A 15,001-nucleotide genomic window follows, 5' to 3' on the forward strand; every position below is an offset into this window, starting at 1 on the left:
TGCGTCATTAATGATCCGATATGCTGCCAGATTGGCACTAATTACCCGAAGCGGTGCGCCAGCCGAGGGTGATCGAGATGCGGCGGTTGCGCGGATCGAATCGGTCGGCGGGGATATAGGGCTCGCGATCGGCGACCCCTTCGATGCGCTGGAAGCGCGTCTTGTCGATCCCGCGATACTCGAGGAAGTGGCGCGTGACCTCGGCGCGGTCGACCGACAGGCGCCAATTGTTGGTTCCCGACTTGGCCGACCAGGGCGCCGCATCGGTGTGCCCGCGCACCATGACCTGGTTCGGCACCGACGCGATCGGTTCGGCGATGGAACTGAACAGCCGCGCGCCGTCGGCGGTCAACTGGCTGGTGCCCATCACGAACATCGAAAAATCGGCGTCGTCGACAACATCGATCCGCAGCCCTTCGGCGGTCTCGGTGAAACGCAGGTTGCGCGCGAGGCGTTTGAGGTCGCCCTGTTTCTGGACGCGTTCGACCAGCGACTTGGCGACCTGCTGGAACTTCATCTTCTCGCTCTCGCGCCCCGATGCTTCCTTCGGCCCGCCGACCGCATCCTTGGGAATGGTGATCGAGCGCGTGCCGGTCTGCCCCGCGGCGTGCGGATAATCGTCCGCCGACACGATCGAATCGCCGCCGAACAGCCCGTTCGACCCGGCGCTGCCCTGTTTGGTTTCGACGATCGTCGGCGCGAAATAGTCGGCGAGCGCCTTGCGCTGCTTTTCAGTCGTGGCGCCAAGCAGCCACATCAACAGGAAAAAGGCCATCATTGCGGTCACGAAATCCGCATAGGCGACCTTCCACGCCCCGCCATGATGACCGGCATGGGCCTCCTGAATGATCTTCTTGACGATGATCGGGCGCGGCGGGGTGTTCGGACGCGCGGCCATTACCTGCCCCGCATTCCGTCAAACACTTCGGCAAAGCTCGGCTGGTTCGAATGTTCGACCCCCGAGCGCGCCGCCTCGATCACCAGCGGCTGCGGATGACCGTGCAGCGAGGCGATGATCAGCTGTTTCACCGTGTGATAGATCGCGCCGTCGCCTTCGATCACGGTCCGCGCACGCGTCGCGAACGGGCCGACCAGGCCATAGGCGAGGAGCACGCCAAGGAAGGTACCGACGAGCGCCGACCCGATCATGCCGCCCAGAATTTCGGGCGGCTTGTCGATCGACCCCATCGTCTTCACGACGCCAAGCACCGCGGCGACGATGCCGAGCGCGGGGAGCGCGTCGGCCAGATTCTGCAAACCGTCGGCGGGCTTGATCGCGTGATGGTGATGGTTCTTGAGCGCGGCGTCCATGACGTCCTCGACGGCATTCGGGTCGAGCGTCCCCGACGACACGACGACGAGGCGCAGCGTGTCGCAGATCAGGTGGATCAGCGTGTCGTCCTTCAGCAATTTGGGATATTGCTGGAACAGCGCCGAGTTTTTCGGATCCTCGATATGCGGTTCGACCGCGACCGGCCCCTCGGTCCGCATCATCTTCATCAGCGTCGAGACGAGCAGGATGCAATCGAGATAGTCCTGCTTTTTATACTGCGGTCCCTTGAACACCTTGGCGAGGCCGCCGCCGAGGGCTTTGAGGTCAGCGCCCGAATTGCCGATGATCAGCGACCCGATCGCGGCGCCGCCGATGATCAGCATTTCGTGCGGCAGGGCGTGCATGACGGGGCCAAGGTTGCCGCCCGTCAAAGCGAAACCCCCGAACACCAGCAGGATCAGGACGACGATGCCGATTGCGGGAAACATGCGGGGTCAACTCCATCCGGGCCGAAAGCCCCAAATTCAAAAGACGTCTTTATACTTAACGGCAGCCGCGCCGCTAAATTGAGCGCGATCAGCGCAAAAGATCGAACAAGGTCTGCCGGTTGATCTTGGCAAAGGCCGCCTGCGCGGCAGCCAGCGTCAGATCCTGCGCGTTGAGTTCGGCGATCGCGACCGACAGGTCGGTATCCTCGACCGACGAGCGCTCGTCCTTGAGCGTGATGCCTCGCGCCGCCAGCTCGTCGCCGATGCGATCGAGCCGCCCGCCCGCCAGACCGATGACCGCATGGCGGTCGGCAACATGGCCGATCGCATTGTCCAGCGCGGTGATCGCCGTGTCGATCGCGGGCTTGTTGCCGGCGGCCACCGCAGTGGCGGCATCGCGGATGCCGGTCGACAGGCTGTTGCCCGCGATCACGAAAACATCTGCCGCCGCGGGAACCGGGGCAAAGCTGATATCCGAATCAAAGCGCATGACGCGCGCCGCACCGGTGGCGAACAAGGGCTCACCGTTCGAATCGCGCGTCGCCGCGAGGCTGTCCATTTCGTCGGCGATCGTGCCGAGTTCGGCGGCGATCGTCGCGCGGTCGGCGGGACTGGCGGTACCGCTTGCCGCTGCGAGCGTCAGCTCGCGCGCCCGGGTCATCAGATTGCTGACCGATTTCATCACGCCGTCGGCCTGCGACACCAGCGCCGATGCGGCGTTGATGTTGGTATCCCATGCGGCGATGCTGGCCTGGCTGGTGCCGATCGTCGCGATCCGCCGCGCCGACACCGGATCGTCCGACATGCGCTGCAGCCGCTTGCCGCTCGAAATCTGGATCTGCGTCCGTTCGATCTGCTCGGCGAGTTTTTGCTGGCGCGCGATTTCGCGCGTCATGCGATTGCCCACGGCGTTAATCATCGTCGTCGCCCCCCTAGATCGAGCTCAAGAGCGTTTGCATGGTTTCGCGCGCGACCTGGATGGTCCGCGCCGCCGCCTGATAGGCCTGCTGAAAGCGCAGCAGCTCGGCCGCCTCCTTGTCGAGATCGACCTCGCTGACCCCGTCGCGCGCCGCCGCCGATGCATCGGCGCGCGTCGCCGCCGCGGCGTCCTGCGCCCGCGCTGCGGCCGTCGTCTGCGCCTGCGTCGCGAGGTGTCCGGACCAGCGCGTTTCGGGATCGCCCGCGCCGCGCATCGCACCGAAGATCAGCATATTGCCGTTGCTGCCCGATCCGTTGGCCGCCGCCACCTGATCGGGGGTCAGCGCGGTCGCGGTCAGCGTGGCAGCCGTCGCGCCCGCGAACAGCGGTTGGCCCGCATTGCCATTGGCGTCGGTGCCCGCCTGATGGGCCGCGTTGAGCTGCGCCGCGAACGATGTCGCCATCGTGTCGAGCCCAGCGCGCTGGTCGGCAACATGATTGGCGGCCTCCACCTGTCCGGCGAGCGAACCCGTCGTCACGGTGAGCGGCGATCCGCCGACGCTGTACGACAGGCGCCCGTCCGCCGCCGCGGTGACCGCGATCGGATTGACCGCACCGCCGCCGACGAGCAGGTCGCCCGAGCCCGCGGCGCGCAAGGTCACCGAGCCATTGTTTTCAAAGGTCGCGCTGACCCCGGCTTGCGACGACAATTTGTCGAGCAGCCGATCGCGTTCGTCGAGCAAGCTCGCCTGATTGGTCGATCCCGGCCGCGCCTTGCGCAGCCCGATGTTGATCTGTTCGAGCGCGTTCAGGTTGGCGTTGAAATCTTCGACCGTGCTCGCCGCCGCGCCCTCGATCCCGTCGCTCATCTTGTCGAGCTGGCCCGCGGCGGTGCGAAACCCCGATGCAATATCATCGGCGGCCTGCAGGAACTGGCTGCGCAGCGTCGTGTTCGCGGGATTGGCGGTCAGCTGGTCGGCGGTGGTGAACAGCTTGGTCAGCCCGGTCTTGATGCCGTTGGTTTCGTCGCTGAGCGCGCCTTCCACCTTGCCGAGCCAGCCGAGCTTGGTTGCCGCGCGTTCCGAATCGCCCGAGGACAGCCGCGAATCCTCGATCAGCCATGCATCGACCGAACGGCTGACGCCGCGGATCTCGACCCCCGCGGGGTTCACATTGCCGCGATAGAACAGCGAATCGCTGCCGCTGACCGGCTCCATCATTTCGAGCCGTCGCCGCGCGTAACCCGGGGTCTGGGCGTTCGCGATATTGTCGCCGACGGTCGACAGCGCGCGCGAATAGGCCTTCAGCCCGCTATAGCCGATGCCGAGGAGGTCGGTCATTGCACGCCTCCCGCCGCATTGCCCAGCTGCCCGCGGAACTGCCGCTCGACCATGTCGGCGATGCCGAACTGGCGCATCGCGGCGATCGAATCGGCGGTGCGCGCATCGGCCATTTCGCGGAAATTGTCGGTGGCGCTGGACCCCAGCATATCCTCGCCAAGCTTTGCCTGGCGCATCGATGCCATCAGCTGGCGCAGGATCACCGCTTCAAATTGTTCGGCAGCCTTGCGCAGTCCGCCGTCGCCGCCGCCACCCGCGAGGGTCGGGGTGGCCGAGGCCGGTACGAACGACCGCGTGGCGGGGATCGAAGATATGGGCATCATCATATGATCACCAATTCTGCTGTGAGGGCACCCGCTTGGCTGAGCGCCTCGAGGATTGCGACCAGGTCGCCGGGCGACACGCCCAGGCGGTTGATCGAATCGACGAGTTCGGACAGCGAGGCATTGGGTTTCATCAAAAAGGCGGGGCGAACGTCTTCGGCGACTTCGATCTCGCTCGACGGTTCTACCGCCGTCTCGCCGCGGCTGAACGGCGCAGGCTGGACGACCGTCGGCTGCTCCTTGATCGAGACGGTGAGCTTGCCGTGGCTGACCGCGGCGGTGCCGACGCGGACCGCGCCGTTGATCACCACCGTACCGGTGCGGGCGTTGACGATGACCTTGGCGGGCGGTTCGGCGCGCTGGACGGCGAGATTTTCGATCTGCGACATCAATCGCATGCGGTCGTCGCCGTTGCCGCCGGTGCGGATCGCGATGCTGGCGCCGTCGATCATCGACGCGCTGTTCGGGATCGCCGCGTTGATCGCATCGGCGACACGCTTGGCATTGGTCGCGTCGAACTGGTGGAGGTTAAACGTCAGCCAGTCGCTGGACGCAAAGCCGGTATCGACCGCGCGCTCGACCGTCGCACCGCCGGCGATGCGGCCGCTCGACGGGACGTTGACGGTGACCTTCGATCCGTCGGCGGCATCGACGCCGAGCCCGCCGATGACCAGATTGCCCTGGACCATCGCGTAAATCTGGCCGTCGGCGCCATAGAGCGGCGCAAGCACCAGCGTGCCGCCGCGCAGGCTTTTCGCCTTGCCGATCGCCGACACGGTGACGTCGAGCCGCTGGCCGGGTTTGGCAAAGGGCGGCAGTTCGGCAGTGATCATCACTGCCGCGGCATTCTTCAGCGCCGGATTGACCCCCGGCGGCAGGGTCAAGCCAAAGCGCGAAATCGCGCCCTTCATGCCCAGCGTCGAATAGTCGAGGCTGTCGTCGCCCGTTCCCGCGAGCCCGACGACGATGCCGTAGCCGGTGAGCTGGTTGGCGCGCAGTCCCTGGAACTGACCCATGTCCTTGATGCGCTGCGCCTGCGCGGGCGCCGCAAAGGCAAGGCTGGCGATCAAGAGCGCGATCAGGGCAAACAGGGTGGGACGCTGGGACACTTTGGGATCCTCTTCAGAACGGGCTGATGATCGAGAAGAAACGCTGCAGCCAGCCTTGCTGGCTGGCGCGCGCGATCTCGCCCTTGCCGACGTAACGAATGTTGGCGTCGGCGACGCGGGTCGACAGGATGCGGTTGTCGGGGCCGATGTCGATCGCGCGGATGATCCCCGAAATCTGGACGCGTTCGTCGCCGCGGTTGAGCGTGAGCAGCTTTTCGCCGCGCACCAGCATCGTGCCGTTGGGATAGACCGCCGCGATCGTCACGCTGACCTCGCCCGACAAGGCGTTCGATTGCGACGCGTCGCCCTTGCCCTTGAACTGCTGGCCGCCGCCCATCGCGATGTCACTGGGGTTGAACAGCGACAGCGGCCCGGTGGTCGGCGGTGTCAGGCCGATATTGCCGTCGCGCTGCGTGCCGGCAGCGTTGCTTTTGGTCGCGGCGGTGCGTTCGACGAGCTGGATGGTGACAATGTCCCCGACCTGCCCGGCGCGACCGCCCGAGGTCAGCGGGGTGTAGCTGCCCTGAAAGATCGAGCCATTGCCGGGCAGCGGCGCCGGGGGCACCGGCGTCGCCGCGGCAAAGGCGTCGGGCGGCAATTTGTCCTTCGCCGCCGCGCCAACGGGCACGAGCGCGAGGGCAAAGGCCACGCCGAGCAGATATTTAGAGCGTTTGCGCAGCATTTTTCATCATCTCGTCGGTCGCCTGGATCATCTTCGAATTGACCTCGTAGGCGCGCTGGGTCTCGATCATGTCGACCAGTTCCTCGACGACGTTGACGTTCGATCCCTCGAGCATCCCGCCGCGCAGCGATCCGCGACCTTCCTGCCCCGCGGCGCCGACCTGCGGCGCGCCCGACGCGGCGGTTTCGACCAGCATATTGTCGCCGATCGCCTGCAAGCCTGCCGGATTGGCAAAGCGCGCGAGCTCGATGCGACCCAATTCGGTGAGCGTGCCGTCGGCGCCCGTCGCCGACACGGTGCCGTCGGCGCCGATCGACACATTGCTGGCATCTTCGGGAATCTGGATCGCGGGGGTGAGCGGCTTGCCGTCGGAGGTCACGATCGTGCCGTCGGCGGCGCGGCCGAAATTGCCCGCGCGGGTGTAGCCGGTGCGGCCGTCGGGCATTTCGACCTGGAAATAGCCGGCGCCGTCGATCGCGATGTCGAGCCCGTTGCCGGTGGCGGCGAACGTCCCCTGCGTGTCGATCCGCGACGTGCCGCCGAGCGACACCCCGGTGCCGAGGTTGAGCCCGGTCGCATAGCGGTTTTCGGCCGACGACGGCGCGCCCGGCGCGGTCATCAACTGATAGCTCAATGTTTCAAAGCTGGCGCGGTCGCGCTTGAAGCCCGTGGTGTTCACGTTGGCGAGGTTGTTGGCGATCACCTGCATCCGGAAGCCTTGGGCATCCAGACCGGTTCGTGCGACGTGCAAGGCACCGAAGCTCATTTCATATTCTCCTTAACGGGGGAGCTGCATCAGATTGGCGGTCGCGTTGTCCATGTCGCGCGCGTCGCTGACCAGCTTGAGCTGGGTATCCCAGCTGCGGCTCGCCTCGATCATTTCGACCAGCGCGGTGGTGGCGGCGACGTTCGAGCCTTCGATCGAGCGGGTAATCAGCCGCGCTTCGGGATCGTCGGGCAGGATGCCGTCGCCACGCACGCGGAACAGCCCGTCGAGACCTTTGACCACGTCGGACCCGGTCGGGGTCGCCAGCCGCAGCCGGTCGACCTCCTGCGGATTTTCGGCATCACCGCCTGCGGGAACGATCCACACCCGGCCCTCGACATCGATCGTGACCGCGTCGGCGGGCGGAAGCGTCACCGGCCCCTGCGCACCCTGAACCGGGTGGCCGTCGCCGGTGGTGAGGAGCCCGCTCGGCGACACCTGAAGGTCGCCGCGCCGGGTATAGGCCTCGGTCCCGTCCTTCGCCTGCACCACGAGCAGCGCGTCGCCCTGCACCGCGATGTCGAGGTCGCGGCCGGTCGCGGTGACGGTCCCGGCGCGCATGTCGGCGCCGAGCACTTCTTCCGACGCCATGGCGCGGGCACCCGTGCCGCTGCCGTTCAGCCACAGCGCCTGCGCTTCGGCCATGTCGGCGCGAAAGCCGGGCGTCTGCGCGTTCGCCAGATTGTTGGCGATCGCCGTCTGCCGGGCCTGACTGCCCCGCATCGCGGTGAGGCTGGTGTAGATGAGGCGGTCCATGAAAGAGCTCCCGGCAGGCGGCTAAATGCGCTGGATCAGCGCATGTTGATGATGGTTTGCGACAGCTGCGACGCGCCCTCGATGGCTTTCGCATTCGCTTGGAAATTGCGCTGCGCACCGATCAGCATCACCAGTTCTTCGGTGATATCGACGTTCGAACGCTCGAGCGCGCCCGAACGGATCGCGCCCATCGGGCCGTTGGTCGCGGCGTCGATCGTCGGCGGGCCGCTTTCGCCCGACGACTGCCAATGCGCATCGCCGACAGGGCGCAGCCCCTCCATCGCGGGGAAGGTCGCCATCGCGACCTTGCCCAGCACCTGCGATTCGCCATTGGCAAAGGTCGCCGACACGAGCCCGTCGAGACCGATCGACACATTGACCAGCTGCGCGGTGGGATCGCTCGGGGCGCCCGCGGGCAGCACAAAGTCGAACGCGCCGGCCAGCGTGTTGTTGGTGACGTTGCCGCTGGCATCGACGGGCAGAAGCTGGAGTTTCTGGCCGGTCGAATCGATCACATTGCGGTCGGGGGTCGCGGTAAAGGCGCCGTTGCGGGTGTAGGTCACCTGTTCGCGCGGCGGTTCGCCCTTCACGACGAACATGCCTTCACCAACGATCGCCATGTCGAGCGTCTTTTCGCTCGATTCATACGATCCTTGCGTGAATTGCTGGGTGATGCCGTTGAGGCGCGTGCCCTGCCCCGCGACCATCTTGGTCGACTGGGTCGGCGAGGCGGCAAAGATGTCGCCAAACTGCGCCTTGCTGCGCTTGAACCCGATCGATCCCGCGTTGGCGATGTTGTTCGAGATGACCGACATGTCGGTCTGGGCGCCCTTGAGGCCCGAAAGCGAAGTGTAGAATGACATAGTCTTATCCTTCCTGCGTGGTGGGGGTCGGCGCCGGGGTGGCGGCCTTGATGTCTTTGAGCAGCTGGGTCTGCGCCGCGAGCTGTTCGGAAATCTGTTGCAGCGTCGTGTTGGTTTCGCTGATCCCAGCGAGGCTGGAGAATTGCGCCATCTGCGCAACCATCTGCTGGTTATCGACGGGGTTGAACGGATCCTGCTGCGACAGCTGCGCGGTCATCAGGCGCAGAAAATCGCCCTGCCCCATCTGCTGCCCGGCGCCCTTCGGCTGAAGCACGACATTGTTGGCGTTGGTGACGCTGTTGACGGCCATCTTACTGTCCCATCCTGAGGGTTTCGTTGATCAGGCCCTTGGCGGTTTCCAGGACCTGGACATTGTTTTGATATTGGCGCGCGGTTTCGACCATCTCGACCAGCTCGGCAGCGCTATCGACCGCGGCTTCCCAGATATTGCCGTCCTTGTCGGCGAGCGGGTTCGACGGATCGTGGCGTTTCGACGGCGCCATTTTCGACGTCGTCACCTGGTCGACCTGGACCGTCGCGCGGCCCTGGCCATCCATGACGGTGCGGAACACGGGCTTGAGCGAGCGAAAGGCTTCGGCCTCGCTGCCCGCGATCGTCCCGGCGTTGGCGAGGTTCGAGGCGGTGGTGTTGAGCCGGACGAGCTGCGCCGACATCGCGCGGCCGCTGATGTCGAAGACCGAGAAGTTCCCGTTCATTGTCATTCGCCCTTGATCGCGCGGGTCAGCGTGTTGACACGGCCGCTGAGGAACGACAGGCTCGAGCGGTAAGCGAGCGCGTTTTCGGCGAAGGCGGTCTGCTCGGTGGCCATTTCGACGGTGTTGCCGTCGAGCGATGCCTGCACCGGGACACGGTAGGCAATCGCGCCCGCCATCGCATCGGCGGTCGAACCGCCCTGCTGCGCCAGGTCGAGTGCTTTCGAAAAATCGAGATCGCGCGCCTTGTACCCCGGCGTCGCGGCATTGGCGATGTTCGACGCGAGCATCATCATGCGCTGGCTGCGCAGCTGAAGCGCCGTCGCGTGCAGGCCAAAGAGTTTCTCGGATGCCATCATCAAATTCCTTTCGCCGAGGTCCGGGCCGGGTGGAGGCACGGACGCGCGGAAAACACAAAGAACGATGCAATCGCCGTGCCAAACGCATTTTATTGTTGATTTCTAGATATTTAGATAAGCGCCACAATAGGCGACCAAGGCGCTCGTCAAAAAACCGACGATGTGCCGCCGTGCGGACGCCAATCGCGCCGCAAACCGCGACTGGCACGCTTCCTGCAAAAATGGCGCTGACCATTTTGGACCGAAGGAGATGGATCGTGTCCCACCCTATCACCGCCCGCCTGGCCCTGGGCCTTGCCGCATGTACCGCCGCCATTCCCGCTCATGCCCAGCCCGCCAATGAAGATTGGCAGACGATCGACGTGCTGACCGACATGGTCGCCAAGGCGATGGGGCGCACCGCGACGCCGGTCGACCGCCGCATCAAATTGGCGCGCTGTCCCGAACAGGCTTCGGTGACCGCAATCGATGCGAACGCACTGGCTGTTCGCTGCGCGTCGCTGGGCTGGCGCCTGCGTGTCCCGATGACCGGCCCGGCCGGCGCGGCGCCGGCCGCGGCCAGTTACAGCCGTCCCGCCGCCAGCGCGCCGGTCATTCGCCGCGGCGACAATGTCCGGGTCACCATCGATACCGAAAGTTTTTCGATCAGCTATGCCGCGGTCGCGGCCGAAGACGGCCGCGTCGGCGAGACGATCGCGCTGCGCGGCAACGACGCCAAGTCTTCGCTCAGCGCCACCGTGATCGGCCCCGGCCGCGCCCGCCTCGACGACTGACCCGCACCCCTTCCCCAGCCTCGGGCTGGCTTACCCTGCCCTCTGGCCCGGTGATTGTCGGCTTTCCGACATCGCCGGGCCTTTCTTTTGTCTTTTTTGCGGCGAACCGACTTAATCGCGCCGGGCGGCGTCCGTTAAAGCCTTCGTGAACCGCGTCGTCACTTTTCTGACGGCACCGGATGGAGGCGATTATGTCGGGTGACAGCAGCAAGATCGGACCCGTCGGCGGCATTGTCCGCACGACCCCGCTGCGCAGCGCCACCAGCGAAACGGCGACGCGCGCGGCGCAAGCGCCGAAGCAGCTCGCCGCGGTACCCGACAGCCTGCCCGCTGCGGGCCTGATCCGCCTCGCGGGTAGCCTCGCGACCCAGGCACCGCCGGTCGATGTCGCGCGCGTCGCTGCGCTGCGCACGGCGATCGCCAATGGCAGCTACGGCGTCCACCCCGCGATCATCGCCAGCGCGATGATCGATTTCCACACGCGCGGGGTCGAATGATGCTTGAAGACGTGCAATCGCGGCTCGACACGCTGGTCGATGCGCTCGACGGTCACGACGCCGGCGCGATCATCGCCGCGACCGAAGAGCTGGCGACCGCGGTCATCCTGTTTCGCGGCGCGGGAATCCCGCGCGGCAGCGAACAGCGCGCCGAACTGCTGATCGGCAAGACGCTGCGCCAGCTGGAGGCCGCGGCCATCCGCGTCAACGTCCTGAAAGACTGGACGCGTCAGCGGATTGACAGGAACCACGAAATCCGCGGTACTCATCAGCGCGGAGCCGCGTTAAGCTACTGATTAAACTTTAGGTTTCTGCCGTTAACTATAAATGGCACGATGATTGCTTTTGGTTTGCTGAGACAGCCCTGCTGCATCAGCGGAACCAGATTATGAACGCAATCAACAATCCCCAAGCCGCGCGCCGCGTCGCCGCACCCGTCATCGATGCGATGCAAACCGCGTCGGCGCGGACGGGCATCGATTTCGACTATCTGGTCGACGTCGCGCGGGTTGAAAGCGGCTATAACCCGACTGCCAAGGCAGCGACATCATCGGCGCGCGGCCTCTATCAATTTACCAAGCAGACCTGGCTCGCGACGCTCGACCGCCACGGCGCCAATCATGGCATGGCCTGGGCCGCCGACGCGATCGGCCGCGACGCATCGGGGCGGCTGACCGTCACCGACCCGGCGCTGCGCCAGCAGATTTTCGACCTGCGCGACGACCCTGCGGCGGCATCGACGATGGCGGCCGCGCTTACCGGCGACAATCGCGATTATCTGGAAAGCCGGATCGGGCGCAGCGCCGAGCCCGTCGACCTCTATCTCGCCCATTTCCTCGGCAGCGGCGGCGCCGCCAAATTCCTGAGCGCGCTCGACACCAATCCCGACCAGCCCGGCGCACCGATGATGCCCGAGGCCGCGGCCGCGAACCGGTCGGTCTTTTATGCTCCCGACGGCAGCATGCGCAGCCTCGCCGAAATCCGCGACCGCTTTCGCGCTAAGCTCGAGAACGGCGGCAAGATCGAAAATATGAAACCCTTTGCCCCCGCTGGCTGGCACGCTTCGGCGAGCAGTTCGAGCGGGCTGGCGGGCGGCGGGGGACGTCCCCCACTGCAGATGATGGATATCCAGCCGATGCCGCGAAAATTGTCGATGGGCTTTGCCGCCGATGCGTATAGGCGCCTCGCTTCGATGTCGGGCGGCGCGGCATGACCGGCGGCCTGAATCTCGGCAATGTCGGCCGCATCGCCGGCGCGTCGGCCCTCCCCGTCGGGATGCTCATCCTCGTCGGGCTGATGGTCGTCCCGGTGACGCCGTTGATCCTCGACATCAGCTTTGTCGCCAATATCATGATCAGCCTCGCGATCCTGATGGTCGCGCTGTCGGCGGCCAAGCCGCTCGACTTTTCATCCTTTCCGACGGTGTTGCTACTCGCGACCCTGTTCCGGCTGGCGCTGAACGTCGCCTCGACGCGCGTCGTGCTGGTCCATGGCCACGAAGGCACCGCCGCGGCGGGGCACGTCATCGAGGCCTTTGGCGAAGTGCTGATCGGCGGCGACTATGTCGTCGGCCTGTTCGTCTTTTTCGTGCTGATGATCATCAACATGGTCGTCATCACCAAGGGCGCGGGGCGCGTGTCCGAAGTGTCGGCGCGCTTCACCCTCGACGCCCTGCCCGGCAAACAAATGGCGATCGACGCCGACCTCAACGCCGGGTTGCTCACCCCCGACGAGGCCAAGGCGCGCCGCGTCGAAGTCGCCACCGAGGCCGATTTCTACGGCTCGATGGACGGTGCTTCGAAATTTGTGAAGGGCGACGCGATCGCCGGGCTGCTCATCCTGTTCGTCAATATCATTGGCGGCCTGATCCTCGGCATCTTCAGCCATGGGCTCAGCTTTTCGGAAGCGGGCAGCACTTATGTCACGCTCGCGATCGGCGATGCGCTGGTGGCGCAGATCCCCGCGCTGTTGCTGTCGATCGCCGCCGCCGCCATCGTGACCCGCGTCGCCTCGCCGCTCGACCTCAATGGCCAGATCGGCAGCCAGTTCGCCGCCCCGTCGGTGTGGATGGCGGTCGGCGGGATCCTGTTCATTCTCGGCATGGTCCCGGCGATGCCGCAATTGCTGGTGCTGCCCGCCGCCGCGCTGTCCTTCGCCGTCGGCTGGCAATTGCGCCGCACCGCGGTCGCCGTCGCCGAAGCGCCGCCGCCGGTCGCCATTGCGCCCGACCCGTCGCTGATCGAATGGGCCGACGTCAGCGACGCCAGCGCCTGCCAGCTCGAAATCGGCTATGCGCTCGTCAGCCTGGTCGACGACCGCAAGGGTGCGCCGCTGATGACGCGGATCACCGGCATCCGCCGCCAATTGTCGAAAGAACTCGGCTTTGTCGTCCCGCCGGTCAAGGTCAGCGACGATCTGTCGCTGCCCGGCAACGTCTATCGCATCTCGGTCGCCGGGGTGATCGTCGGCGAGGACGAGGTGTTCCCGCATGAAATGCTGGCGCTCGATTCGGGCGACCTGATCACCAAGGTCGCGGGACGCCCGTGCAAGGATCCGACCTTTGGCCTCGATGCACTGTGGATTCCGAAGGCGACGCAGAATGACGCGATCGCGGCGGGGTACACCGTGGTCGATCCGGCGACCGTCGTCGCGACCCACCTCAACAACAGCATCGTCGGTGCCGCCGCCGACCTGTTCGGGATCGACGATGCGCAGGCGCTGATCGACAACCTCAAAATCCATTATCCGCAGCTCGCGCAGAACCTCAGCCCGCAGGGCTATCCGCTGCCGCGCGTCGCCAGCCTGTGCAAATCCCTGCTGGTCGAGCGCGTCCCGCTGCGCGATTTCCGCAAGATTGCCGAAGCGATGGTCGCGACCGCCGCGCAGCAGCTCGGCGAAGTCGACCTGGTCGAGGCGGTGCGTCAGCGCATCGGCGCGCTGATCGTCCAGACGATCGTGCCGAGCCGGATGCCGCTGCCCGTCGTGACCTTCAGCCCCGAAATCGAAGTGCTGCTCAACCAGTCGGTGCGCGCCAATCCGGGGGCCGAATGGCCGTTCGAGCATGGCATGGCGATGAAGATCATCGAACAGGTCGGACAGGCGGTCGAGCCGCTGCTGCTCCAGACGCGCAGCTTTGCGCTGGTCGCCTCGCCGATCTGCCGCTCGGCGCTGTCGCGGCTGGTGCGCGCGACTTTCCCTGACGTCGCCGTGATCTCCTACCTCGAGATCCCGGCCAGCAAACAGACCGAAATCGTCGCGACGATCGGCGCCGAAGTGCCGCGCCTCGCGACCGGGCCCGACGCCCAAATGGAGGACCAACCGCATGAGAATTGAGCCCGCCGAGCAATTCGCCGCGTCGATGGCCCGTGCGCCGCGCGCGCGCGGCTATGGCGAAAGCGTCGAAGCGCTGGTCGAGGAATATGCGCCGCTGGTCCGCAAGATCGCGTGGCAGGTTTTTTCGCGCGTCTCGCGGACGAGCGAGCTCGACGATCTAATCCAGACCGGACTCATCGCGCTCATTGAGGCGAGAGAGAATTACGAGGAGCGCGGCTTTGCCTTTGCGACCTATGCGACGACGCGGATCCGCGGCGCGATGATCGACCAGCTCCGCCGCGAGGCCGATGTCGGCCGGTCGGCGATGGTCGCGGCGAAACGCATTCAGGCGACGCGCGCCGCGCTCGAACAGCAGTTGATGCGCGCGCCGGTCGCCGCCGAAATGGCGGCGGCGCTCGACATGTCGCCCGAGGATTATTTCGCGCTTGAACGCAACGCGACCCACGGCCGCTCGACCTCGCTCGACGAGCTGATCGATGTCGGCGCCTTCCTGCTGCCCGACGACGACATCGGTGCGGGCGAGCAATGCGAACAGGCCGATCTGATGGGCGCGCTGCGCCAATGCATCACCTGCCTGTCCGACCGCGAACAGATGGTTTTACAACTCTATTTCTTTGAGGAGCTCAACCTCCACGAAATCGGCCTGACGCTCGACGTCAGCGCGGCGCGCATCTGCCAGATCAAGCGCGAGGCGATGGCCAAGGTCGATCGCATGATGCGCCAGATGACCGAATAAGCGAGAGAGAGGAAAAGCGACCGGGTGCGGCGTGCGACCCGCTCGGCATCGCACCCGGTCGTCGGGGGGAGG

19 protein-coding genes are annotated in these 15,001 nt (G+C 65.8%); 6 read left to right on the forward strand and 13 right to left on the reverse strand.

Annotated features, from left to right (window positions below; genetic code table 11):
- Positions 1-37: 37 nt before the first annotated feature.
- From SPYCW_RS15745 to flgB, 13 genes are all read right to left on the reverse strand, one after another.
- A complete protein-coding gene (locus tag SPYCW_RS15745) occupies positions 38-898 on the reverse strand; it encodes a flagellar motor protein MotB (protein WP_120217602.1) in 861 nt (286 codons plus the stop codon).
- Positions 898-1,761, reverse strand: a complete 864-nt coding sequence (gene motA / locus SPYCW_RS15750; protein ID WP_120217603.1) for a flagellar motor stator protein MotA — start codon at positions 1,759-1,761, stop codon at positions 898-900. The genes SPYCW_RS15745 and motA overlap by 1 nt, the downstream gene beginning before the upstream one ends.
- Positions 1,762-1,849: 88 nt before the next feature.
- Positions 1,850-2,680 (reverse strand): flagellin N-terminal helical domain-containing protein, encoded by an 831-nt coding sequence (locus SPYCW_RS15755; protein WP_120217604.1) that lies wholly within the window; start codon positions 2,678-2,680, stop codon positions 1,850-1,852.
- 13 nt (positions 2,681-2,693) lie between these two features.
- Entirely contained in the window at positions 2,694-4,019 is a 1,326-nt protein-coding gene (gene flgK / locus SPYCW_RS15760) for a flagellar hook-associated protein FlgK (RefSeq protein WP_120217605.1), read from the reverse strand.
- Positions 4,016-4,345 (reverse strand): rod-binding protein, encoded by a 330-nt coding sequence (locus SPYCW_RS15765; RefSeq protein ID WP_120217606.1) that lies wholly within the window; start codon positions 4,343-4,345, stop codon positions 4,016-4,018. Before SPYCW_RS15765 ends, flgK begins: the two co-directional genes overlap by 4 nt.
- A complete protein-coding gene (locus SPYCW_RS15770) occupies positions 4,342-5,451 on the reverse strand; it encodes a flagellar basal body P-ring protein FlgI (RefSeq protein WP_120217607.1) in 1,110 nt (369 codons plus the stop codon). Before SPYCW_RS15770 ends, SPYCW_RS15765 begins: the two co-directional genes overlap by 4 nt.
- Positions 5,452-5,464: 13 nt before the next feature.
- The gene (locus tag SPYCW_RS15775; protein WP_120217608.1) at positions 5,465-6,133 is read right to left on the reverse strand and encodes a flagellar basal body L-ring protein FlgH; all 669 of its coding nucleotides are present in this window, start codon (positions 6,131-6,133) and stop codon (positions 5,465-5,467) included.
- Positions 6,114-6,899: a flagellar basal-body rod protein FlgG gene (flgG, locus tag SPYCW_RS15780; RefSeq protein ID WP_120217609.1), complete on the reverse strand. Its 786-nt coding sequence runs from the start codon at positions 6,897-6,899 to the stop codon at positions 6,114-6,116. Before flgG ends, SPYCW_RS15775 begins: the two co-directional genes overlap by 20 nt.
- A 12-nt stretch (positions 6,900-6,911) precedes the next feature.
- On the reverse strand, positions 6,912-7,655 hold the full coding sequence (locus SPYCW_RS15785) for a flagellar basal body rod protein FlgF (RefSeq protein WP_120217610.1): 744 nt from the start codon (positions 7,653-7,655) through the stop codon (positions 6,912-6,914).
- 35 nt (positions 7,656-7,690) lie between these two features.
- Positions 7,691-8,518: a flagellar hook-basal body complex protein gene (locus SPYCW_RS15790; protein ID WP_120217611.1), complete on the reverse strand. Its 828-nt coding sequence runs from the start codon at positions 8,516-8,518 to the stop codon at positions 7,691-7,693.
- A gap of 4 nt (positions 8,519-8,522) precedes the next feature.
- A complete protein-coding gene (locus SPYCW_RS15795; RefSeq protein WP_120217612.1) occupies positions 8,523-8,828 on the reverse strand; it encodes a flagellar hook assembly protein FlgD in 306 nt (101 codons plus the stop codon).
- A gap of 1 nt (position 8,829) precedes the next feature.
- Entirely contained in the window at positions 8,830-9,240 is a 411-nt protein-coding gene (gene flgC / locus SPYCW_RS15800; RefSeq protein WP_120217613.1) for a flagellar basal body rod protein FlgC, read from the reverse strand.
- On the reverse strand, positions 9,237-9,587 hold the full coding sequence (flgB, locus tag SPYCW_RS15805) for a flagellar basal body rod protein FlgB (protein ID WP_408021885.1): 351 nt from the start codon (positions 9,585-9,587) through the stop codon (positions 9,237-9,239). Before flgB ends, flgC begins: the two co-directional genes overlap by 4 nt.
- 260 nt (positions 9,588-9,847) lie before the next feature.
- On the opposite strand from flgB, the gene SPYCW_RS15810 reads away from it, so the two are divergent.
- The 6 genes from SPYCW_RS15810 (at position 9,848) to SPYCW_RS15835 (ending at position 14,929) form a co-directional block, all read left to right on the forward strand.
- Positions 9,848-10,363, forward strand: a complete 516-nt coding sequence (locus SPYCW_RS15810) for a flagella basal body P-ring formation protein FlgA (RefSeq protein WP_232014739.1) — start codon at positions 9,848-9,850, stop codon at positions 10,361-10,363.
- A 191-nt stretch (positions 10,364-10,554) separates the two neighbouring features.
- Positions 10,555-10,860 carry a flagellar biosynthesis anti-sigma factor FlgM gene (gene flgM / locus SPYCW_RS15815; RefSeq protein ID WP_168454696.1) on the forward strand — a complete coding sequence of 102 codons (306 nt, stop codon included), beginning with the start codon at positions 10,555-10,557 and terminating at the stop codon, positions 10,858-10,860.
- On the forward strand, positions 10,857-11,156 hold the full coding sequence (locus SPYCW_RS15820; RefSeq protein WP_120217617.1) for a hypothetical protein: 300 nt from the start codon (positions 10,857-10,859) through the stop codon (positions 11,154-11,156). Before flgM ends, SPYCW_RS15820 begins: the two co-directional genes overlap by 4 nt.
- Positions 11,157-11,248: 92 nt before the next feature.
- Positions 11,249-12,073: a transglycosylase SLT domain-containing protein gene (locus tag SPYCW_RS15825; protein WP_120217618.1), complete on the forward strand. Its 825-nt coding sequence runs from the start codon at positions 11,249-11,251 to the stop codon at positions 12,071-12,073.
- Complete coding sequence (gene flhA / locus SPYCW_RS15830) at positions 12,070-14,193, forward strand: flagellar biosynthesis protein FlhA (RefSeq protein ID WP_120217619.1); 2,124 nt, start codon at positions 12,070-12,072, stop codon at positions 14,191-14,193. Before SPYCW_RS15825 ends, flhA begins: the two co-directional genes overlap by 4 nt.
- On the forward strand, positions 14,183-14,929 hold the full coding sequence (locus SPYCW_RS15835; RefSeq protein WP_120217620.1) for a sigma-70 family RNA polymerase sigma factor: 747 nt from the start codon (positions 14,183-14,185) through the stop codon (positions 14,927-14,929). Before flhA ends, SPYCW_RS15835 begins: the two co-directional genes overlap by 11 nt.
- Positions 14,930-15,001: the final 72 nt, after the last annotated feature.

The sequence above is a fragment of the Sphingopyxis sp. EG6 genome (assembly GCF_003609815.1).
Classification (GTDB): domain Bacteria; phylum Pseudomonadota; class Alphaproteobacteria; order Sphingomonadales; family Sphingomonadaceae; genus Sphingopyxis.